This is a genomic window from Brevibacillus brevis (genome assembly GCF_001039275.2).
Taxonomy (GTDB): Bacteria; Bacillota; Bacilli; order Brevibacillales; family Brevibacillaceae; genus Brevibacillus; species Brevibacillus brevis_C.
In genome coordinates, this window is record NZ_CP030117.1 from 610,232 (window position 1) to 632,503 (window position 22,272).

Sequence of the window (22,272 nt, forward strand, 5' to 3'; positions counted from 1 at the left end):
AATCTTCTGATGTTGGAATCAAAACGTAGGGCAATTATTTTTCTTGTATTATCGTTCCTACTTGCTGCACTTGCGGGCTTTCTGTTTCTGCAAAAAATCAAGGATTTGAATGCGCAACTGGGTGAAATGGTGGAAATATACGAAGCAAATGCAGATATTCCATCTCGGGCACTGATTCAACCCGACCAATTGACGGTAAGGGAAATCCCCAAAAAGTACGCGGATGATTCGTACGTTATCGATAAAGCCAGTTTGAAAAATCAAGTTACGATCGTTCCCTTGTCAAAGGGAGACGTCATCACCAAAAACATCATGAAGCCAGCCAATGTTGTGCGGGACCAGAACAACAGGCTCGTAACGGTGTTTTCATCGAGCAATGTCGTCTTTGACCAGGAGCTGGAGGCGTTAGATCGGGTGGACATCATCATCTCGCATGAGGTGAACGGGAAGCCGGTGACGGAAGTGTTCATGAAAGACGTGCCAGTCGCGATGGTGGCCAAATCGGAGAACAGCTTCAAGGGGGTAGCTCTTGAGCTGCCGTTTGAGGAAGCGCCGAAATTCATTCACCAGCAGCATTATGCCCAGATGGTTCGCATTTTAAAAGCGAATGTGGGCAAAGGAGACTTGGGTATTCCCGATCCGTTTGTGGAGCCCAAGCCGGAACAAACAAAACCGCCTGGCAAACCTGCTGAAGCGAAGCCTGCGACACCGCCTGTCACACCACCAGCAGCAGGGCAGCCGGCAGTACAGACACCACCGACGGTTCCGGCCCAGCCTCCAACGAAACCAACTTCGGTACCACCGCAGCCAACTAATCAACCACCGAAAACCGGAGGGTAAGTCATGAACAAAGATATGAAGATTCTCGTCGTTGCGGATTACGACTCTGTAAAAGACATGCTGAGGGACATTTTGACCCCGTATGAGCAAGTGCGCTACACGACTTCCATCGAAGTGAAAAAAGAAATTGACCGGATTGGACCCGATGTCGTTTTGCTTGTGCAGCCAGAAGACGGAGCGGGAGTAGAGTTGGTGCAGTACATACAAGGCGAGCTCCCGGAGGGCATCCTCATTTATCTCACGGAAAAACAGGACTTTGTCCTGCTGCGAGATGTCGTTCGCGCGGGTGCGGTGGAATACATCGTGATGCCTGATGAGCTCAACCTGTTATCCGATCGTCTCGACAAAATATCAGATTTATCCCAGATCAAACAGAGAAAAAAGGGCACAGATGCATCCGGCAAAGCTTTCGTTCGAGGGCGGGGAAAGGTGTACTCCTTTTACAGCGGAAAAGGGGGAAGCGGACGAACCCAACTAGCAACGGGCTTTGCACAAGCGTTGAAGCTGGAATCTACGGCCAGTGTGCTGCTCATCGATCTCAATCTTCAATACGGTGGAATCGAAACCTTCTTGTCCTTTGACAACAACCGTACATTGGGCGATCTCATGCCGGTTATGGACGAAATCAACGAATTTCATATTCGCAACGTAGCTCAGAGGGAGAACCATTCCAAGCTGGAGGTGCTCGTCAGCCCGCGTGATGCCGAGACGGCGGAGAATATGTCCGAGGCATTTGTCACCAGGTTGATCCGCGCTAGCCGCCGCAGCTATGACTTTGTCATTATCGACCTGCCAACACACATGAACGAGCTTACCTTTGCCGCTTTGTCAGAGTCGGACATGATTTATTACGTGATGAATCTGGACACACCGTCCGTTCAAATTTACCGACTCGTGGAAGACTTGTTCCGACGTCTGCGAATTGATACCGCAGGCAGGCTCGAAGTGGTCGTCAATCAGGTGGGAAGGGATAACGAACTGAATGTGTCTGATTTGAAAGGATTATTCACCGCACCGATTACCGCTGAAATCAGTAGAGATCATCAAGGAGTGCAAGCGGCTGTCAATCAAGGCCGACCGTTGCAAAAGGAAGCGAATGAGAAGAAGCTCTCTCCGGCTGCGAAAGACATCCGAAAATGGGTACTCAAAAAACTGTCATAAAGAGCAAGTTCAAAAAGGTGGGAGTTAGATGGCTTTATTCCGACGAAAGCAAGAGCAGACAGCGCCAGGGGATGAGGCAAAGCAGACGACACTCGCTGCCACATTAGCAGCTCCTTCCTTCAATCCGTACATCGACGAGCTGGCTGAGCACTACAAGACCCGACTCTTGCGGGAGACCAATCTGGAGAGACTGACCAGCCTTCGTTCAGATGAGATGCGTCTCGCAATCGAACGTCTCGTCTCCCAATACATGTCGGAAGAAAAAGTAGTCATTCCGCGAAATGAAAAGGATATCCTGCTTACTCGTTTGATCAATGAATCGGTGGGGCTTGGTCCACTTGAACCGCTGCTCGCCGATCCGGAAATCACGGAGATCTCGATTAACGGACACAACCTGGTATACATCGAGAAACGAGGAAGGCTGGAATTAACCGATTTAAAATTTCGCGACGAGGAACACTTGCGGCATATCGTGGACCGGATTGTGGCACCGCTTGGACGACGAATCGATGAAAGCTCGCCGATGGTCGACGCCCGGCTGAAGGATGGAAGCCGCGTGAATGCCGTCATCCCTCCGATCAGTCTCAATGGCACACTTGTTTCGATCCGTAAATTCCGCAAAGAGCCTTTCTTGATGGATGATCTGATGCAATTTGGTTCATTCAGTCAAGCGATGTCTCAGTTCATTCAAGCCGTGGTGGAAGCAAAAATGAACGTGCTGATCTCTGGCGGTACGGGTAGTGGTAAGACGACGCTGCTGAATGCGACAGCAAAAGCTATTCCGCACTATGAACGTGTCATTACCATTGAGGATTCGGCCGAGTTGAAGCTGACTCACCCCAACTGTATCGGGATGGAGGCACGCCCGCCCAATATGGAGGGAACAGGGGAAGTCACGATCCGTCAGCTCGTGCGAAACTCCCTGCGGATGAGACCAGACCGCATCATCGTCGGGGAGGTACGGGGTGCAGAGGCATTCGACATGCTGCAGGCCATGAATACCGGGCATGAAGGATCCCTGACTACTGTCCACGCCAACTCACCACAGGATGCCTTTAACCGTTTGGAAGGGATGGTCGTTATGGCCGGGATGGATTTGCCCTCCACGATTGTCCGTGAATATATCGTCAGTGCGCTGGATATCATCGTCCAGGTCACACGCCTGTCAGACGGAACACGTAAAATCGTTTCGATTTCGGAAGTAGCGAAAACGGAAGACAAACGAGTGGAGGTCAACGAGATTTTTCGTTTCCAGCGGAAGGGGATTGGCGCGAAAGGAGAAGTCCTTGGCTACTTTACGGCAACCGGGGTAATCCCGCGGTGCTTGGAGAGGCTCCAAGTTTTTGGAATCAATCTGGATGAATCCATATTCAGGGCGGAAGGAGGGAAGCAACGTGACCATGCCCATTCTGTTTAGTCTCGCGGTGTTGTTTGGCATCTGGGGCATCTACGAGTATCTCGGTTATCGGGCCAAGAAGACCGAATGGAAAAAGAAAGCGGAAGAATGGTTCGAAGTGAAGGGAAAACGAAAAAGCGTCGTCATTGTTTGGGGAGATAAATTTGACCAGACGCCCTATGCCAAAGAAATCCAAAAAAAGCTGATTAAAGCGAACTTTCCGCTTGCTCCCTCGGAGTTTTACGGAATTTTGATCGTAGGTACCATGGTGCTCGCCTTCTTGCTCAGTAACATCGTGAATATTTCTTTTCCTTTTAACATCATGATCGGGGCAGCGGTGATGTATCTCATACAGAACGTGCTGTTCTTTGTCCGACGCAACAAGTACCAGGAGCGATTGAATGAACAGTTGTCTGAAGTGTGTCGCCTTTTGGCCAACTCGCTGCGTGCAGGTCTTACGCTCTCGCAGGGGATTTCACTGGTAGCCAAGGAGATGAATTATCCCGCTGGTGATGAGTTTAGTCGTATGGCGCGTGAGCTGCAGCTAGGCGTCAGCTTTGACCGGGCGCTCTCTGATATGGAAAAACGAATTCCGACGCGAGAATTCCGTATCTTTTCTGCTACCCTGCTGATTCAACGGCGCGCAGGGGGGAATTTGAGCCAGGTGCTGCAAGAAATGGCGGAGACATTGGAGGATCGCCGCATCGTGAATCAGGAAATCAAGACGATGACGGCAGAACAGCGATACGTCTCTATCTTGGTGCCAATCATGCCAGTTGCCCTGGTGCTGATGATGAACATGATGAACAAAGGCTTCATTGATCCGTTGTTTTCCGGATTTGGTCTTTTTCTTCTGGGGTTGTTTGTAATCGGAACACTCCTGTCCTATATCCTCGTAAAGAAAGTGACCAACATAAAGGTGTGAAAACATGGATGCTCTCATAATTACATGCGTGTTCTTGTTTCTATTGCTGTTTGCCATCTGTTTGAAGGAGTGGTATCGGTACTCCATCGAGAAGCAAAAACTGCTCGCACATGTCCATGAGATGAGCGGGAACAAAAACTACGGCGTGCGCAAGCAGGAAACCTCATCCGAGCGCCTGGTCAAACGATTGCTTCGGTACGGAGACGACTATGCTGTCATGGGGCAGCGCATCAACTTTTTCAGTGAGTCGCATGAGGTTGAGGATTGGTTGCTAAAGGCTGGGCGACCGCTAGATTTGACCGTGGCCCAATTCCAAGGGGTCAAAATTTTCATGGCTCTGCTCGGGATCATTGCCGGCACACTGTTTTTCATTCTTCGCTTTCCCTTCTCGCATCTAGGGTTGATCGCTTGGCCGTTGATTGGCTATTTTTTACCCATCCTTCTGTTGAAGAAAAAAGCGCGCGATCGTCAACATCAGCTTCGCTATGACCTGCCTGAATTTCTCGACACCGTAAGCGTGACTCTTCAGGCGGGGGTGAGTCTCGATCAGGCTTTGCGCGAAGTCATCAAGTTTTTTGAAGGGCCGATTCGGGAAGAGTTTTCCCGATTCAATCAAGAGCTGGATCTCGGTGTGCAGAGGGAAAAGGCGTATGAACAATTGCTGCGAAGAAACGACAACCCGGAGTTTCAAATGCTGATCAAAGCGCTCATTCAGGGAATGCGCCTAGGGGTGCCCATTGCCGTCACGTTCAAGGCACAGGCGGAAAACATGCGGAGAATCCGCAAAGAGCTGATCAAGGAAAAGGCGGCCAAGGCGTCGCCAAAAGTAACCCTGATCACCACGTTTATCGTGACTCCTACAGCGATTATCCTGATTGGCGGTTTGATGGTATTGAATATTTTGCAGAACTTCAGCTTATTTTCCGACATCATGCCATGATCCATGGCTTCACTTCTAGGAGGTGATGCCCGTCAGCGAGATGGGAGTGCACAGTTCTTTATTTTTTATTTATCCAAATCATGAAGGGAGTAGATTTTATATGAAAAGCATGATGCTGAAATGGTATGTAAAAGGTCAGGGAGCTCTTAGAAACGAAAAAGGAGCACAGGCGATTGAGTGGATCGCGTTGGCAGGTGTGGTCATCGCTGTGTTTGGTGCGGTGATCGCCTACTTTGATAAGGACCCCGCACTCGTTGGAGAATCCATTGGGGATACATTGAGCAATATCATCAAAAAATTAGACGGAAATTAATCAACGATTGAATGCTTTTTGGGTGATGAGCATATGGAAAAGAGGTGGTGAAGGAATGCTTCTTCACCACCTGAACCATATGGCGCTTCATACATAGCAAGTCGAAATCAAGCAGGAGGTAACACTTTGATGAGACTCGTGAAGGGAATAATTGCAGTGATCCTCCTGTTGAGCCTGTTAACGGCGTGTTCGCAGGAGGCAGATACACCTCAGAACACAGAGGGGCAAAATCCTTCTGTTCCACCAAGCACGGAAACACCGCCTACGCAAAGCCAACCGCCAGACCAAACAGGGGAACCAAATGCCGAGATGACGCGAGAAGAAAAGATAAAAGCGTTAGAGGCAATGGCACAGGAAGGAATGCCACTAAAGCGGGAAACGACAGAGGACTTCGTCAATTCGCCGCCAGGACGTTTTTCCGGGGTTTCGTATGACAACAACAGGGAAGAAGTATTGCCTGAACTTAAAAAGTTCCCTACTGTTGAAAACCCGGACGAAGAAATGATTAACAAATACTACCTTGCCTTGTTGGGGCTGTTTGCACAGAGCTACCCTGATCCGCAACAAATCATGGATGAACTGAAGATGGCCTCATTTGGGAATCCGGACATCGATGATCCGCGGTTCAAGTTTAAAGAAAGCTACAATGTGGAGATTATCCTGGATGCGAGTGGCAGCATGGCCGCAAAAGCGAACGGCAAGACGAGGATGGATGCTGCCAAAGAAGCAATTCAAGCCTTTGCTGAATCTTTGCCGGAACAGGCGAATGTCGCACTGCGCGTATACGGTCACAAGGGTAGCGGGAAAGAGTCGGATCAAGCACTATCTTGCGGCAGCAGTGAACTGGTGTACGGGATGCAGCCTTACAACAAAGAAAAGCTGCAGCAATCTTTAAATCAGTTCCAGCCTACCGGATACACTCCAATTGCCTACTCTTTGCAGGAAGCGAAAAAGGATTTAAGCAAATTACCGGGAGATAAGAATACCAATATGATCTTCCTCGTCAGTGACGGAATCGAAACGTGCGATGGTGACCCTGTCGAAGCTGCCAAACAGTTGGCCCAATCCGAGATTACGCCGATTATTAACGTGATTGGATTTGGTGTAGACGGTCCCGGGCAGCAGCAGTTGAAAGAAGTCGCAAAGGCAGCAGGAGGCCGCTATGTTCTGATTCAAGATCAGAAGGAGCTGCAGGACGAATTCAATCGCGGGAAAGAAATCGCGAACAAGTGGAAAGAGTGGAAAGCCAATGCATCCTACGAAGCCGTATCCACTCGTAGTTCTCGATCGATCGACATTAGTCACTTTGCTTTGAAATGGAGCCGTATCGCCAAACGGGAAAATCATGATCTAACATCTGTGATCATGACCATGGATGCAAACAACATGATTTCAGATGAGTTCGCCGATCATCTGCGGAAGTTGAACGATGAGCAGCTAGAAATCGCGCAGAAAAAGGCAGATGAACTGGAGCAATTCCTGGATACCTTGAACGAGAAGTCCTATAAGGAAGCCGTGGATGCGATCAACCAGAAGTTTGCACAAAACACGAAAACAAACTAGAGACGAAATCTCCAAAAGGAGGTTTGTAAAGTGAGGAAATGGTTAAGAGGCCCAGTGGCAGCGGCTACTTTCGCTTTTCTGATTCTTATGATGAATCTGTTTCCGCTGGTGGGCATGGCAGCCTCCATGCAGTATCAAGGACTGCAATACGAGGCCCCGAAGTGGGATCAGCCGAATCTGGAGTCGCCACAATGGGAGCAGCTCAACCCACAAGCGCCGCAGTGGGAACTAAACCCGCAGGCTCCTGATTGGGAAAAGCTAAATCCGCAGGCGCCGAACTGGGATCGGACGAATCCGCAAGCACCAAATTGGGATCAGATAAATCCGCAAGCACCTGATTTGCAGGGGCCAAACGTCAATTACTCGAACCCGCAAGCGCCAAATGCAACTGCACCGGCACCGAATGTACAGATGCCTTCTTCTCAGCAACCCGGCGTCGATCCCGATAGCCCGAAGCCGATGACGGAGACGCTTGAATACGGTGCAGTCAAATGGACGTTCAAGGATGTCATGGGCGGTACGCTGGCATACAGCGCTGATTTGATCATGAATGGCGAAGTAGACATGGCAGCAGGACTTCGTGGCAAAGGCTTGTTCTTGGGAGATTTGGCGATAAAAGGCCTTGATCTTGCCTTCAAGAATACGCCGTATGTAAACACAGTAACAGGCTTGGGTGTCGATTCACTCGACGGGATGAACGCGTGGGCCAACTATCAATTTGTGTTGGCGCAATTGCCGAATAACAGTTTTCGAGATATTTTCCAAGGTGGTCAGCTCACAAATTCGGCAAATCCATCCGGCGTCAGAATGCCGGGGATCGTAAAGGGCTTAAATGTGGGCGTAGCAGCGATCAGCCTTCCGTTTGACATCATGGATACGTTCGGTAGTTTTGGCATGGCGTTTGATCCGAGCCAGAATGAAGCTACACAAAATGAGAAATTTGTGGATGGCGTCGGTAATTTTGGCAGTGTGCTGATGGATGCAGGGGTCATTGCTTCTGTCATCCCAGGTGGGCAGGCGGTAGGCGGTGTGCTTGTTGTCACTGGTGCGGTTTTGTGGGGATTGAGCAAACTCGTGAAGTACGCTGACAAGCTAGCCGGAGGAGCGATTACCCGTGGAATCCGGGATGGGGTCGGTAAAGCTGTTGGCTGGGTAAAATCCTTATTTGCGTAACGGAGGTCCTTGCTTATGAAAGTCGTGAATACACCACAGGTTCAGGCTCAGATCGAGCGGAATAAGCGTTTTTTAGAGAGGACAGAGCTGTATAATTACCCGGCCTACGTTGACGGAGAATATTACTACCATGTGGCGTACTGGAAATGGGGCAAAAAAGACGCTGTCGGGTACTTGGTGTTGCGACCGGATGGTGAAGTGGTTCGCCGCCATGAAGCAGAGCCCGTAGTGAAACTGTTTTTGGTGCATGCACATGCGGGGCGCAAGATTAAGAACAATCTGGCCATTGATAAGGATAAACCCATCGAGATGTACGAGCAAAAATACGAGTATCTGAGGGCGCTTTTGCCCAGCTACCAGGATAAGATGGACACGGTGCTTCGGCAAGATGCAGAGAAGCTGATCGACGTTTGCAAAACCATGATGGAAAGCCGGGACCAGCTACGTGTCATTTATGATCGAGGGATGGATCTGCTCAATCAATTTTTCGCGCGCAACTACATCATCGCGGGAGAAGAAACGGCATTGCGGGATGTGTTATTTGAATCCGACTACATTTTGTATGATCGCATTCGCAAACAGGTGCTGATCAAAGACTCGGTGGATCGGCTTTACCAGTTTTTTCAAGTGGATCGAGTAGAACTGGATCGGGTACAGGAGCAGAAACGAAAAAAGCTGAGCGACTTGCTCTCTGCTTATAAAGACAAAACGCTGCGGAATATTGCCAATGAATCCGTGAAGAGCTTTGAGACGCATACGACAGGGAAACATGAGTCTTTCCATTCGGTTGAACAGTTGCGGGAGGCCCACGAGAAGCTTAATATGACCATCTTGGAAAACGGGCTGATGGATAAGCTGCGAAACCCTTAACAGGAAAGGTGAGAGAAACCCATATGCATCCCTTCAAAGAAAGCATTCGTTTTTATGCACGGAACATCGAATCGTTGCTGCTCTTGTCCGCTGTGCTCGTGGTTCCGTTTTTTATCATCCACAACTTTACGCTGAACTACCTGAATCTGATCGCCGCGATCACGGGCGCCAAATTCGTCGCTAGCTTTTTCAATCTGTTTTTACTTCTTCTGTTTTTGCTGATCCTCCAGATCCCTTTTGCCCAGTATGTCCAAAGTGATCTGGATGGCGATGAGCGTCCGATTCGAAAGGCATTTCGGGCATTTTTTGAACACAGCTTTTCCGTGTTCGTATTTGGGATCGTGTTTAGCTTTCTTGTCTCTACAGGAATGATGCTGTTCATGATACCCGGGCTGATTCTGATGGTCTTGTTCTATTTGACGCCGTTTTTTGTAGTGCTGAAAAAACAATCGGCTTGGCGCTCTTGGCGAGCTGCCATGGAAATGGGCAAAAAGCATTTCTTCCAAATCTTTGGCCTGTTGCTACTGGTGAGTGTCGTGGAATGGCTAATCAGTATGGCGGGCTTGTTCCTCGTCACGTCGATTACAGCGACCTTCGGGGCGGTTATGTTTATTGAGTTGTTGCTCAATGTGATTGTTCTTCCGTTTTTTGCGGTCATGTTCATGATGTACGTCAATAAATGGAAGGACGAGGCGGCAAGAGCGGAAGCAGCTATAGCAGGGGGATTGCTGCTCGATGAAAGGTAGCTTGCAAATAAGTTCGAGAGGAGATGAGCGAAGAATGCGCCTGAAGAAGATCGTTTCCAATGAAAAGGGCTCGGTCACCGTAGAGTTTATCGCCATACTGCCGTTCGTCTTTCTGATCATGCTGATTTGCTGGCAGTTTCTTGTGGGCGTCTACGGCGTCATCATCTCTCAGTCGGCAGCAAATGAGGCGGCGAAGGTGTATGCCATAACGGGGAATTCGGGTGAAGCCATACAAGCTGCCAGAAACGTGGTGAACGCGGCAGGAGGCTATATTTCCTTCAGTGACGGCGATATCAGGTGGGATGGTGACGGATATTTTACAGCCAAGGTCGGCGTGCAGATGGAATTGGGGTTCCTTCCTGATTGGCTTTATATCAAAAAGGAGGACCGATATATCTCTTTTGATCGGGAAATAAAGAGCAGGGTGATGAACTAGATGGCACGTATACTGCGTCACTTGCAAAATGAACGTGGAAATATGACGATCTTCACCCTGACGATTTACTGGTTTATGTTCATGTTGGTGTTTGTTGCGCTTTTCAACTTTTCGACCATTTTTGTAGACAAGGAGCAGGCGTCGAACAGTGCGCAGCAGGCGAGTATTGCGGCGGTGAAGGATATTTATGATGAGATGGAGTGGGCTATTAAAATACATGATGCGTCACCCCAGCGGTATTATGACCAAAATTATCTCACGCTCAAACTAGGAGCTGCCAAGAGCCAGATGAGAGCATCGCACGCCGATTGGTCTCAAAGTGAAATTGAATATGGCGCGATTGACTTGGTATTGAGCAACGAATTGCCAAGCAATGTTGAGTTGCAAACTTATGTCTACGCTGGCTTGCAAACGGCAACAGCAAAAATTACTGGGGTGGTTGCCAAAGTGCTATCAGACAACAATGCAACGCTCAGCGGCTCGTCCGTCCAATTGTTCAACAGTGACAATCGGATTGAAGTAACAACTTCTGTAAAGTACGAATCGGAATCGATGGGCTTTGACTTCATTCCTGCCTATTCCGAGCAAATCTACCAGACAGGGGAAAGCAGAAGGATCGGTTTTATTGATGAAGTAAGCGGATGGGCGAATCTGCATATCCCTATGTAGGAACGGGGAGCATTGGAGGAAATGGCATGACAAGAAAGCTACAAAAAATGCAGCGGTTCTGGAATGGAATGACGGTGATCATCTATGGCGTTTTCCTGCCGCTGTCCTGTCTGTTCATGGCGTTGGGTGAAAAGCTCCCATATGCACTGCTCTTTTTTATGTTTGCTCTTCCTTATATTGAACAGGCTGGCATGGACCATTTGCGTCGAAAAGAAATGAGTCGGTGATGATCAAGTGGATGAGAAGGAAGGTGTAGGCCATGTCCAGACAAGAACGAAACTGGCAGCGCTTTTGGCGATACATGATGATTTACTTTTACGCCCTGATCGTACCGGCTACGGTCATCGGTGCATTTTATCGAGAAGAGTTTCCGTTGCAACTGCTCATACTCGCCATCGGTATGCCTTTTATCAAAAGAAACCATCTGGCGTTCATCCGAAAGAAAAACGCGGCGATCTGATCAACAGGGCAACAAGGCAAGGAGGATATGACCGAATGCGTAACACTAAAATACGGATGTCGCTCTTGATCAACAGCATCATGATCATGCTGCTGCTTTCTGGCTGTTCAATGGGCGCAATAGGAGCGGGTACAGGGATCGGGCAAAATCAATGGCCGCAGACGACACAGGAATTGATTGCTTCACAGCCTGGGCCGCTTGCTGGCACACAATTTTTCCACGCAGCTTATCCGCATCGAGCGGAGATCATACAGGTTTTGGATAAAATGCCTACCCTGGTCGACGGGATGAATGATGCTTATTTGGATTTGTACTGGAATCAGTTGCTCACTCTGTTTTCTGAGGATTACCTCAGTCCCCAAATGGTTGTAGACCGCTGGAGAATGGCTTCGTATGGCAGTCCTGACATCGAGGACGCCCGCTTTCAGTTTCGGGAGAATTTCAACGTAGAAATCATTCTGGATGCAAGCGGCAGCATGGCTGGGAAAATTGGGGACAAAACGAAAATGCAGCTCGCCAAGGAAGCGATTCAGGAATTCGCGGAAGCACTGCCTGAAGAGACGAGAATCTCGCTGCGCGTGTATGGACATAAGGGTAGCAATGCGAATGAGCATAAACAGCTCTCCTGCGGCAGTAGCGAGATGGTCTATCCATTGCAAGCCTACGATGCGAAAGGTCTTGAGCAAGCACTTGGCATGTTTGAGCCGACGGGCTGGACATCCATTGCCCACTCCTTGCGTCTCGCTCAGGAGGATTTGGCGGGATTCGAAGCGGATAAAAATACGAATGTTATCTATCTGGTCAGTGACGGTATCGAGACGTGCGATGGCAACCCGGTGGCAGTAGCCAAGGAATTGTCCCAGTCCAAAATTATGCCGTTGTTGAACGTCATCGGCTTTGACGTGAATGCAGATGGGCAGAAGCAATTGAAGGAGATTGCCCACGCGTCAGAAGGTCTGTATGCAAATGTGACGAACCGCGAGCAGTTCAAGCAAGAGCTGGAACGCGCGAAAGAAATTGCTCAGAAGTGGGAGCAGTGGAAACGGGATGCTTTGACAGAAGCAGACACTGTGCTGATCGACCGCAAAAAATGGGTGGATGCTTACGACCGGGACTGGTACGAGAAAAACTGGCGGGAGAGCCTGAACATCGGAATGGCGATCGAGCATTTGTCTGCGAGTGGCAAGATTGGCAATGAAGCGAGGGAGTACCTTACTGGGAAAAGGCAAGAAAGAGAAGCGTTGGCTACACAGTCCAAGGAGGAGCTTACCAATTACTTGGTGAGTCTCACAACCGAGACCTATCAGGAAATGAGAGAGGAAATTGAGGATAAATACAGCGGAAACTAACAGCAATGGGTTCCCCGTTACAAAAGCGATTGCAGTCGCAACGGAGAACCCACTGTAAATGTAAAGGGGAGGGAGCATCAATCATATGTGAACGTAACGACCTGTTGCAGGCCTGGGTCCACTCCGATTGCCACATCATTTAGGCCATCTGTGTAATAAAAGTAACGTTTGGCGTCATTGGAATGAGCGTCAGAAGCTTTCACCAATTGGAAGTCGTTCGTCGCAAGCAGGTTTTTCGAGCGGATGAAATCCGATGCCGTTTTTTCCAAATCTGCTTCTGTCATCGTTTTTGTCGCCATTTCTCCGTTTATTCCAATAACGTCAATCGACAGGGAAAGAATTTGCTTGGACTTCGGTTCGATGATGGCGTGAAAGCCATGGACATCGCCACTCACAGGTTCGCGTTTCAGTACGGCGTGAACAGGGACTCCTCTATATACCGAATTGGTTGGGTCCTCCAGCGTGATTTCCCGATCAGTCGTATCAACATCCATCTGATAATATTGTCTAACAGCGGCTGCAGCGATTTGCGCCGCTTCTTCTTTTCCGAGCCCATGTACTGTATCTGGTGAGCTGGAGGAGCATCCCATTAACAAAAAGACGAGAAGCGCCGTACCCAGCCATGCGAACTTTTTCATTGTGAACCCTCCAGCCATCCCAAGTCATACGTGTAGTCTTTTTTTATCCTAACAGGGATTGTTTCGACTCCCTATCGATTAACCTTTCCATTACCTTACGATGTTGTAAGCTTCGAGAAAAATAGAGGGAGTGACAGGACTTTAGGCAAAAAAAGACGAAAAATTCAGATCATAGGCAGTGTATGTGAAAAACGAGGGGGTAAATGGAATGAACGCTATCGAGCTGAATCAAGCGCTTCAAATGTATGTCAGGACCGAGACCTTTCCTGTAGGAGTTAGCATCCGAAAAGAAGAAGCCGCTCTGCCATCAAAGGCAAAGCGACCTGTCCGTGATCTGGGGTATCCGATTACCATTTGCCAAGCTGTCGGTTTTTCACGGCGTTATGGCTGGAGCATTGCGATGAATGGAGCCGATTTGTCCTGTCCGATCGCACAGGTGGCTTTTGGGTATGAAGAGCAGCCGGCGTTTTATTCAGAGGGGCATCTCGCCTGTGGGATGTATACAGATTCATTGGAAAATGGGGCGAAAAGTGAGGAGGATGTCCCGAAATTTTCAGCAGAAGAAAGCGGCTACTACGTATCGTTTCCGCTGGAGCGGGCAGAGATCGAGCCAGATGTCGTGGTGATTTACGGCAATGCGGCACAGGTCATGCGATTGGTGGCGGGGATGCTGTACAAGCGCGGTGGATCGATTCCTTCCACCTTTTCCAGTCGGGCCGACTGTGCGGACATTGCGATCAAGCCGATCCAGACGGGACAGCCACAAGTGATCGTACCGTGTTATGGCGATAGATTGTTTGCCCAGACACAGGATCATGAGATGGCCTTCAGCTTTCATTTTCGCGATGCCGCCGAGCTGGTGGAGGGATTAGTGGGAACGCAAAAAGGCGGAATCCGTTACCCGATCCCGTCCTTCTTGCGTTATCAGGCAGAGTTTCCGCCGACCTATCAAAAGCTTGCGGGGATGTTTGGAGAAAAAAACTAACCCTTCAGTCGGTTGAGCTGGAGCAGGTGATGGCGATAGTGCATTTCTACGACAGCAAACCATTCCTTGGCCGTCAGCGGTCCGAAGGCTGGGTGAGCCACCGTGTGATGCGCAGGAATTTCGTCCAGAGTCGGTTCCAGCTCTTTCATTTGTGAGAGCACGCTGATGAGTCCATCACGCAATTGCTCCTTGCTTTCTGGTTGTGCAGGTGTGTACTGTGGGGAGGCAGGGACTTTCACGCGAATGGGAGGCAAGGAGCCTTGAGCAAATATCGTCTGTCCGATCTCGGATTTTTCGGTACCTGCTTCTGTGACAGCAGGACCTCCTTGTCTACACTTCTCAAGACTTCCCAGTTGAAAATAGCGGGCAGTTTGGATCAAGTGAAGGTACATTTGACCGATCGACCATTCCTCTTCACTTGGTTTTTGCAGGAGTTGTTCCATGGTGAAGCCTTCTAATTCATGCAGGTAGTGGTTTGTCACATCTTCAAATTTGTTCACGATTTCCTTTGTATTCATGGGCGAATCAGCTCCTCTTGGTTTTCTTGCTTTTATCATATTCGAACGCTCCTGACAGCAGTATGTCAGTAGCGTTCGAATAATTTTTGGGCTTCTTCGCGAATTCGGTTACGCAAGGACTCAGGCGTAAGAACAACCGCATCTGCCCCCAACCCCAGTACCCAAGACAATATTTCTTCGATTTGTCTGACGCGCAATCTGACGAGAAAGCCGTCCGGATGTTCCGTAATCTCTTCGATAAAAAAATAGCCCGATTCTTTTACCCGATCAGCGATAGTTGGTCTGATGACGATTTGCACCTCCAGGGACCGATCGTCGAGAGGCTTGTAATCAGCAAAATGGAAATGGTCAGGGACGATAAAGCGGTCTTCCAATACAATCAGGCCGCTCATGCGGGACAGGCGGAATCGACGAATATCCTGTCGCAGATCACAATGTGCGAGCAGTATCCAAGAACCCCGAACTAGTACCAGACCATATGGAGCAACGTCACGCACTGTTTCACGATCATCCCCCTCGCCGGGCGTCCCCCTCCGATAGCGGAACCGCACCTTCCGCTCATTGATGATCGCATCGTGGAGGAGTTGTGCATGCGCTTTTTCCTGCTCGCGCAGATTGTTTGCTCTGGGGCTTACGAGGCGAAAGGTTGAGCGGATACGGCTGGCTTGTTTGCCTACATCCGCAGACAGGATCGCTTCTACTTTGCGCTGTACAGCTCTTGCGCTGTTGCCAAAGTTTTGGTCAAATGCTTGCTCGACCAAGTCCGCTCCGATCAGGAGTGCAACGGCTTCTTCTACAGAAAAGCTGACGGGCGGCAAAAAATACCCTTCCATTAACGAATATCCCTGACCCGGTGCCCCAACGATGGGAACGCCTGCTTCGCTCAATGCCTGCATATCACGATAAATCGTCCGGACACTCGTCTCGAAGGTCGCGGCCAAATCCTCTGCGCGCAACGTACCTTTTCGCTGTAGCTCCAGAACGATTGCCAACAAACGGTCTGTTTTATTCATGCTAGGCTGCTGACCTCCTCTCTATCAGCTAAGCAACTTTATAAAAATGATTGGACATCTTTAAAATTATTTTAGATTTACCCTACTTTTTATTTTAACAGTTTTCCCTATCCTACATGTGTAAGTGAAGGAGGAAGCTGTGAATGAAAAAGAGGGTTTTTTGGCTTGTCATTTTATCGCTGTTTGGATATATCGTTTTTCAAAAAATTACAGAAGGACCACCTAATGCTGGAGGACATATGGAAACAGTGGGAGAGGCTACCGGTGTGGAGTACCAATCGATACAAATAACAAAAGATCAAATTTATCAGGGAGACCTTCTCTTGGTCAATAAAGACTATCCGGTTCATGAGGCAGGGGTAAAAAACGATGTGGTTCGGTTGTCTGAGCATGAAGAACTGTTACAAGGCTATACTTTGCTCGATCATAGACTCGAAGTGTCGGAGCGTGTAGCCAAAGTATTCTTGGAGATGGTCAAAGCTGCGCAACAAGATAACGTGAGCCACTTTATCCTGAACAGCGGTTATCGAGGTAAGGAAGAACAAGAGAAGCTGTATGAAGAAATGGGGCCAGCGATCGCGATGCCAAGCGGTTATAGCGAACATAATGTAGGTTCTGCGCTGGATATTGGATCGACGCAAATGAAAATGGAGCACGCCCCTGAAGGCAAGTGGCTGGAAGATCATTCGTGGAAATACGGTTTTATTTTGCGCTACCCGAAAGACAAGGTAGCCATTACAGGAACGGTATTCGAGCCCTGGCACTTCCGCTATGTCGGTTTGCCGCATAGCGCGATCATGAAGCAGAATAACTTTTCGCTGGAAGAATACCTGGATTACGTAAAAGACAAAAGAAGTATCTCCGTGACAAGCGATGGGAAGATCTATGAAATTAACTACTACCCTGTCGATCAAGAGATGACGATCAAAGTACCGATTTCGAGCAACTATGAGATTTCGGGTGACAACATGGGCGGCGTGATTGTGACAAGCTACGTCAACGAGGAACAGAAGGAGTGAATCTAATGAAGAAATTGACTGTCGCGATTTTGTTTGGGGGATGTTCTTCGGAGTATGAAGTATCCCTTAAATCGACGAGTTCGGTGCTAGAGAGTTTGTGTCTGGAAAAATACGAGGTGATTTTGCTAGGAATTACAAGGGAAGGGCAATGGCTGCAATATACCGGCAACATCGAAAGCATTCGGAATGACAGTTGGCATCAAAGTGAGTCGTGTGTACCTGCCTTTCTCTCTCCTTGCAGACAGGTGCGGGGAATCGTAACACAGGAGAACGGTGCCATGATGATCAGGAAGGTTGATGTGGTGTTCCCGATTTTACATGGCAAAAACGGAGAGGATGGAACGGTGCAAGGGCTATTGGAGCTCGCCGGAATTCCTTTTGTCGGTTGTCACACGCTATCCTCTGCTATTTGTATGGACAAGGATATTGCCCACACGCTGGCGGAGTGCTCCGGTATCAAAACGCCAAGATCCATTACCGTTTATCCAAATACGGATCTGGCAACTGTTCAATCTGCCACCGAAGCACTGGGATTCCCTTTGTATGTCAAACCGGCAAAGGCAGGGTCTTCGATTGGGATTACGAAAGCATACAGCCCATCAGAATTGGTTTTCGGGATAGAAAACGCCCTGCTGCATGATGACAAAGTAGTCATCGAGGAAAACATCGTGGGATTTGAGGTAGGCTGCGCGGTTCTAGGAAATCGTGAGGTCATTGTGGGGGAAGTGGATGAGATCGAATTGCTCCAAGGCTTCTTCAATTATACAGAAAAGTATTCATTGGAGACTGCCCATATCCATGTCCCGGCAAGAATTGACGACGAACTCGCTCATAAAATCAAGCAAACAGCCACCCATCTCTATCAGGTTTTTGACTGTCGTGGCTTCGCTCGCGTGGATATGTTTGTCACACCGGACGGAGACATTGTGTTTAACGAAGTGAATACGATCCCTGGCTTTACCTCGAAGAGCAGGTATCCAAGCATGCTGCGTGCTGCGGGGATTTCCTATAAAGAGCTTCTGGATACGTTGATTATGCTAGCGTTGGAGGAGGACTAATCGATGACACAACCTCACGTCTCGACGATTTCTTTGAACAGCGACAATCTGCATCACGGCCATCTGATTTTGGTGAATCGTCAGTACCCGATCCGCTGGCAAACAGACGACGGTATCCTGCTGAACCGCATGCGGCTGATTGACGGAGCACACAACCATATGATGCTGGAAAACACGGCTGCGAAAATGTTTGCCAAACTGCTGAAAGCCTGCAACGCAGAGCATACAATCGTGCCAGTCAGTGGCTTTCGCAGCGAGGCGGAACAAAAGGATATTTATGATCAATCCTTGCTCGAAAATGGACAGCTGTTTACCAGTCAATTTGTCGCGCGTCCGAATGAAAGTGAGCATCAGACAGGGCTTGCGATAGATGTAGGGGAAAAGAAGGAGGAGATCGATTTTATTTGCCCTTCTTTTCCCGATCATGGCGTATGTCGAATGTTTCGCCAACGCGCCAGTCAATATGGGTTTATCAAACGCTACGACAAAGACAAGGAGCAGTTGACAGGGATTTCGGATGAGCCTTGGCATTTTCGATATGTGGGCTATCCGCATGCTGTTTTGATGGAAAAGCTTCAGTTTTGTTTGGAAGAGTATATCGAGTATGTGAAAAACTACGAATTCCATCAGGAGCATTTGCTAGTGGATGATGAGAGCATGGAAATCTACTATGTAAAGGCTACCGATACAGTTACGCACATCCCGATTGTGGCTGGTGAGAGCTACGAAATATCGGGTAACAACGTGGATGGATTTATCATTACGGTGTTTCGTCAGGAGGCACGTAATGAACGCGGGGAGTGAAAAGCAGTATGGCGAGCTAGATCGATTTCGAATCATGGCAGCGATCCTTGTCATCGCAATCCATACTTCTCCCCTGCTGTCCATAAGCGAATGGGCTGACTTTGCACTGACACGAACAATAGCCAGGGTTGCGGTTCCGTTTTTCTTTATGTGCACGGGATTTTTCTTCTTGCAAAAGCTTGGCACAGATCGCCACCGAAATGCGTCTATGCTGAAGCAGTTTTTATGGAAGGTAGGGAAGCTTTATTTGCTTTCGATTCTTCTCTATCTTCCCGTGAATGTGTACGCAGGATATTTCACGGATCAATTTACCGTATTTTCAGCAGTGAAGGACCTCTTGTTTAACGGGACCTTGTATCATCTGTGGTATTTCCCCGGCATCATGCTGGGGGTGTGTATCAGTACTTTTTTGTATACAAGACTATCCGCATGGAATACGTTTTGGGTGACTTTGCTGTTGTATGGTATCGGGCTATTGGGAGACAGCTACTTTGGATTTGCACAGATGAATCCGTATGTGGACAGTATCTACCAATCGATGTTTACCCTGTTTGATTACACGCGGAACGGTATATTTTTTGCCCCTGTGTTTATTGTCATGGGAGGGATGATTGCCAATACCCGCAGACGGAAAAAGAAAAAGGTCGTACCGTATGCTATCGGACTTGGATTGTTCGGAAGCATGCTGGTAATGGAAGGTTTGCTTTTGCACGCTTATCAACTGCAACGCCATGACAGTATGTACATTTTTTTGATACCGTGCATGTATTTTCTCTTTCAACTTCTGTTGTTCGGGAAAGGCAGTAATCGCCCAACCTTACGAAAGCTGAGCCTGTATGTGTATGTCATTCATCCGCTGTGTATTGTGCTCATTCGCGCAGCGGCCAAGGTAACGGGACTGACACCGTTGCTTGTTGAAAACAGCTTGGTGCATTTTACGCTGGTCATGGTACTGTCGTTTGTTCTTTCTGTGATGGCGATAAAGGTGATCCAGCGCATTCGAGGTAAGAAACCGGATCAAACCGGGCGAGCATGGGCTGATATCCATCTTCCTCATCTCCAACATAATGTAAGGGAAATTCAGCGGGTTCTCCCGAAGGATTGTGCAGTGATGGCAGTCGTAAAGGCGCAGGCATATGGCCACGGCGGATGGCAAATCGCGAGGTTCTTAAACAAGCTCGGGATTGATCACTTCGCAGTTGCCACAATCGACGAAGGAATCGAGCTAAGGAAGAAGGGCGTAAAAGGGGAGATTCTGGTGCTTGGCTATACCGATGAACGACGGATACGCCAAATCGCCCGTTTCAGATTGATGCAAACCGTAGTAGATGACGAATATGCCCAAAAACTCAATGGCTACAACGTGAAAATCTCTGTTCATATCAAGATCGATACGGGGATGGGGAGACTCGGGGAATCTTGGGACCACACGGAAAAAATTGCGGCCATGTATCGATATAAAAATTTGCAGGTATGCGGTACCTTTACGCATCTGAGTGTAGCTGACAGTTTGGAAGCTTCAGATATCGAATACACGAAAAATCAAATCGCCCGTTTCCAGAAAGGGATCGAACAGCTGAAAGAAAAGGGGATCGATCCACAAAAGCTGCACGTTCAGAGCAGTTACGGCGTGCTAAATTACGGGGAGCTGCAATACGATTATGCTCGGATTGGGATCGCTCTCTACGGAATGCTGAGCAAGCAGGGAGACAAGGTAAAAACAAGTGTCGACCTACGACCTGTGTTATCACTGAAAGCAAGAGTTGTGCAGGTGAAACAAGTGGAAAAAGGAGCATCCGTGGGCTATGGACGTGCCCACACAGCACAGAAAGACAGTAAGATCGCCATCGTATCCATTGGATATGCAGATGGGGTTCCGCGCATGCTGTCAGATGCGGGCGCTACCTGCTTGATCAAAGGAAAAAGGAGACCGATTATTGGCTTTGTCTGCATGGATCAGCTTATCGTAGATATTACAGATATAGAAGAGGTGCAAAGAGGGGATGTTGTGACCTTTATCGGCAGAGATCAAGAAGAGGGGATTACTGCCGAGGAAATGGCCCAACCGTGTAAAACCATTACGAACGAGCTGGTAAGCCGTTTGGGAGAACGTGTCACAAGAGTCTATCATAATTGAACTTTGGACGAAAACGAGCATAGGGAGTGGTTTATTTTTTCATGGCGAAGGGGAGACATAGCTTTCGTTCCAAAATGCTTGGGCTTCTTGGGTTTGGCATGCTTCTGTCCGGTATCGTAACCTATCTGCTCTATAAAGTACTCCAATTTTACTATCGGGCGGGGGTTAAGTACGAAGATCCGCTCGCCCAGGTTCGCTATTTCATCAGGGAGATGGGGGATATCAATTTCTTTTTGATTGTTTTTGCTCCCATTGCGATCTTGTTTTTCTATCTCCTGACCAAACGGTATGCTGGCTACTTTCGGGAGATTTCTACGGGCATTCATTATCTCGCGAGTGGAGACTTTACACGGCATGTCCATATTCCATCCAATGATGAGTTTGCAGAAATTGCCAAGGATATCAATCTAGCAAGCGAAATGCTGCAAAAGGCGGTAGAAAGAGGAGATTTCGCCGAAAGCAGCAAGGATCAGCTTGTTTTGAATCTGGCGCATGATTTACGCACACCACTGACATCTGTTCTGGGTTATCTGGATCTCATTTTGCGAGATGAGCAGATAACACAAGAACAAATGCGGCATTATGCGACGATTGCTCTTACCAAGTCGCAACGATTGGAAAAGCTGATTGATGAGCTCTTCGAAATTACGAGAATGAATTACGGCATGGTCAACCTCGAGCAAAAGATCATTGATTTGAGTGAATTGCTTGTTCAGTTAAATGAAGAGATGTATCCTTCCTTTGAGAAAAATGAGCTGGTCGCGCGGTGTACGATTGCTGCTCATTTAGTGATCGTGGGAGATGGGGAGCTGTTGGCGCGCGTATTTGAGAACATCCTGACCAATGCGATACGCTACGGGGGAGATGGTCAGTTTATCGATTTGAACGCTTATCGTGAGGGAGATGAAGTGGTTGTACAAATCATGAATTACGGTGACCAGATACCCGAAGAGGCGCTTCCGCATATTTTTGAAATGTTTTTTACGGGCGACAAAGCGCGAACGCACCAAGGGGGAGGCACAGGACTCGGCCTGTTTATTGCGAAAAATATCGTCGAGAAGCATCGGGGAACGATTTCTGTTCAAAGTGATTTGATTCGTACATGTTTTGAGGTCAGGTTGCCGTATGGGACAATCATTTAATAATGCTGTTGACTCGCGAGCAAAAGGGTGCACGTACAAGAAAAACGATTTGTCACAAATGCCGAAATCGCTGTGATTATTCTGATATGCCACGTAAGTCTCTTCATCATGGGAGGC

Annotated in this window: 24 protein-coding genes; 21 read left to right on the plus strand and 3 right to left on the minus strand. The window is 48.5% G+C overall.

Going from position 1 to position 22,272, the window contains the following annotated elements:
* Positions 1 to 9: 9 nt before the first annotated feature.
* From AB432_RS03420 to AB432_RS03490, 15 genes are all read left to right on the plus strand, one after another.
* The gene (locus tag AB432_RS03420) at positions 10 to 840 is read left to right on the plus strand and encodes a CpaB family protein (protein WP_048031028.1); all 831 of its coding nucleotides are present in this window, start codon (positions 10 to 12) and stop codon (positions 838 to 840) included.
* Between the two features lie 3 nt (positions 841 to 843).
* Positions 844 to 2,001, plus strand: coding sequence for a CpaE/TadZ family protein (locus AB432_RS03425; RefSeq protein ID WP_048031029.1), 1,158 nt, complete (start codon positions 844 to 846; stop codon positions 1,999 to 2,001).
* Between the two features lie 28 nt (positions 2,002 to 2,029).
* Positions 2,030 to 3,418: a TadA family conjugal transfer-associated ATPase gene (locus AB432_RS03430; RefSeq protein WP_048031031.1), complete on the plus strand. Its 1,389-nt coding sequence runs from the start codon at positions 2,030 to 2,032 to the stop codon at positions 3,416 to 3,418.
* Entirely contained in the window at positions 3,396 to 4,322 is a 927-nt protein-coding gene (locus tag AB432_RS03435) for a type II secretion system F family protein (protein ID WP_048031032.1), read from the plus strand. The genes AB432_RS03430 and AB432_RS03435 overlap by 23 nt, the downstream gene beginning before the upstream one ends.
* 4 nt (positions 4,323 to 4,326) lie before the next feature.
* Positions 4,327 to 5,262, plus strand: a complete 936-nt coding sequence (locus tag AB432_RS03440; RefSeq protein WP_048031034.1) for a type II secretion system F family protein — start codon at positions 4,327 to 4,329, stop codon at positions 5,260 to 5,262.
* A 100-nt stretch (positions 5,263 to 5,362) separates the two neighbouring features.
* Positions 5,363 to 5,575, plus strand: coding sequence for a hypothetical protein (locus AB432_RS03445; protein WP_048035675.1), 213 nt, complete (start codon positions 5,363 to 5,365; stop codon positions 5,573 to 5,575).
* A gap of 129 nt (positions 5,576 to 5,704) precedes the next feature.
* The gene (locus AB432_RS03450; RefSeq protein WP_048031036.1) at positions 5,705 to 7,138 is read left to right on the plus strand and encodes a vWA domain-containing protein; all 1,434 of its coding nucleotides are present in this window, start codon (positions 5,705 to 5,707) and stop codon (positions 7,136 to 7,138) included.
* A 30-nt stretch (positions 7,139 to 7,168) separates the two neighbouring features.
* Entirely contained in the window at positions 7,169 to 8,311 is a 1,143-nt protein-coding gene (locus AB432_RS03455; protein ID WP_048031038.1) for a hypothetical protein, read from the plus strand.
* A 15-nt stretch (positions 8,312 to 8,326) separates the two neighbouring features.
* On the plus strand, positions 8,327 to 9,181 hold the full coding sequence (locus tag AB432_RS03460; RefSeq protein ID WP_048031040.1) for a hypothetical protein: 855 nt from the start codon (positions 8,327 to 8,329) through the stop codon (positions 9,179 to 9,181).
* A gap of 23 nt (positions 9,182 to 9,204) precedes the next feature.
* Positions 9,205 to 9,927, plus strand: a complete 723-nt coding sequence (locus AB432_RS03465) for a hypothetical protein (RefSeq protein WP_048031042.1) — start codon at positions 9,205 to 9,207, stop codon at positions 9,925 to 9,927.
* 34 nt (positions 9,928 to 9,961) lie between these two features.
* Positions 9,962 to 10,363 carry a TadE/TadG family type IV pilus assembly protein gene (locus tag AB432_RS03470; RefSeq protein ID WP_048035676.1) on the plus strand — a complete coding sequence of 134 codons (402 nt, stop codon included), beginning with the start codon at positions 9,962 to 9,964 and terminating at the stop codon, positions 10,361 to 10,363.
* Complete coding sequence (locus AB432_RS03475) at positions 10,364 to 11,032, plus strand: Tad domain-containing protein (RefSeq protein ID WP_048031044.1); 669 nt, start codon at positions 10,364 to 10,366, stop codon at positions 11,030 to 11,032.
* 26 nt (positions 11,033 to 11,058) lie between these two features.
* Positions 11,059 to 11,259, plus strand: coding sequence for a hypothetical protein (locus AB432_RS03480; RefSeq protein ID WP_235617602.1), 201 nt, complete (start codon positions 11,059 to 11,061; stop codon positions 11,257 to 11,259).
* Positions 11,260 to 11,291: 32 nt separating this feature from the next.
* Entirely contained in the window at positions 11,292 to 11,492 is a 201-nt protein-coding gene (locus tag AB432_RS03485; RefSeq protein WP_017249694.1) for a hypothetical protein, read from the plus strand.
* A 35-nt stretch (positions 11,493 to 11,527) separates the two neighbouring features.
* Positions 11,528 to 12,841 (plus strand): VWA domain-containing protein, encoded by a 1,314-nt coding sequence (locus tag AB432_RS03490; RefSeq protein ID WP_048031047.1) that lies wholly within the window; start codon positions 11,528 to 11,530, stop codon positions 12,839 to 12,841.
* A gap of 77 nt (positions 12,842 to 12,918) precedes the next feature.
* Here AB432_RS03490 and AB432_RS03495 read toward each other — a convergent pair whose 3' ends face one another.
* Positions 12,919 to 13,479: a putative periplasmic lipoprotein gene (locus tag AB432_RS03495; RefSeq protein WP_048031048.1), complete on the minus strand. Its 561-nt coding sequence runs from the start codon at positions 13,477 to 13,479 to the stop codon at positions 12,919 to 12,921.
* A 208-nt stretch (positions 13,480 to 13,687) separates the two neighbouring features.
* On the opposite strand from AB432_RS03495, the gene AB432_RS03500 reads away from it, so the two are divergent.
* The gene (locus AB432_RS03500) at positions 13,688 to 14,464 is read left to right on the plus strand and encodes a DUF169 domain-containing protein (protein WP_048031050.1); all 777 of its coding nucleotides are present in this window, start codon (positions 13,688 to 13,690) and stop codon (positions 14,462 to 14,464) included.
* Here the strand turns inward: AB432_RS03500 and AB432_RS03505 are convergent.
* Together AB432_RS03505 and AB432_RS03510 are read right to left on the minus strand one after the other, a co-directional pair.
* Positions 14,461 to 14,982 (minus strand): DinB family protein, encoded by a 522-nt coding sequence (locus tag AB432_RS03505; RefSeq protein ID WP_048031052.1) that lies wholly within the window; start codon positions 14,980 to 14,982, stop codon positions 14,461 to 14,463. The genes AB432_RS03500 and AB432_RS03505 overlap by 4 nt on opposite strands.
* A gap of 65 nt (positions 14,983 to 15,047) precedes the next feature.
* The gene (locus tag AB432_RS03510) at positions 15,048 to 15,995 is read right to left on the minus strand and encodes a helix-turn-helix transcriptional regulator (protein ID WP_048031054.1); all 948 of its coding nucleotides are present in this window, start codon (positions 15,993 to 15,995) and stop codon (positions 15,048 to 15,050) included.
* Between the two features lie 143 nt (positions 15,996 to 16,138).
* On the opposite strand from AB432_RS03510, the gene AB432_RS03515 reads away from it, so the two are divergent.
* From AB432_RS03515 to AB432_RS03535, 5 genes are read left to right on the plus strand one after another with little or no spacing between them, the layout of a single operon-like run.
* Positions 16,139 to 17,014, plus strand: coding sequence for a M15 family metallopeptidase (locus AB432_RS03515; protein WP_048031056.1), 876 nt, complete (start codon positions 16,139 to 16,141; stop codon positions 17,012 to 17,014).
* A 5-nt stretch (positions 17,015 to 17,019) separates the two neighbouring features.
* Positions 17,020 to 18,072 carry a D-alanine--D-serine ligase VanG gene (gene vanG, locus AB432_RS03520; RefSeq protein WP_048031057.1) on the plus strand — a complete coding sequence of 351 codons (1,053 nt, stop codon included), beginning with the start codon at positions 17,020 to 17,022 and terminating at the stop codon, positions 18,070 to 18,072.
* Between the two features lie 3 nt (positions 18,073 to 18,075).
* Positions 18,076 to 18,876: a M15 family metallopeptidase gene (locus AB432_RS03525; protein ID WP_048031058.1), complete on the plus strand. Its 801-nt coding sequence runs from the start codon at positions 18,076 to 18,078 to the stop codon at positions 18,874 to 18,876.
* Positions 18,860 to 21,013 (plus strand): serine racemase VanT catalytic subunit, encoded by a 2,154-nt coding sequence (vanT, locus tag AB432_RS03530; RefSeq protein ID WP_048031059.1) that lies wholly within the window; start codon positions 18,860 to 18,862, stop codon positions 21,011 to 21,013. Before AB432_RS03525 ends, vanT begins: the two co-directional genes overlap by 17 nt.
* 41 nt (positions 21,014 to 21,054) lie before the next feature.
* Positions 21,055 to 22,155 (plus strand): sensor histidine kinase, encoded by a 1,101-nt coding sequence (locus tag AB432_RS03535; protein WP_048031060.1) that lies wholly within the window; start codon positions 21,055 to 21,057, stop codon positions 22,153 to 22,155.
* Positions 22,156 to 22,272: the final 117 nt, after the last annotated feature.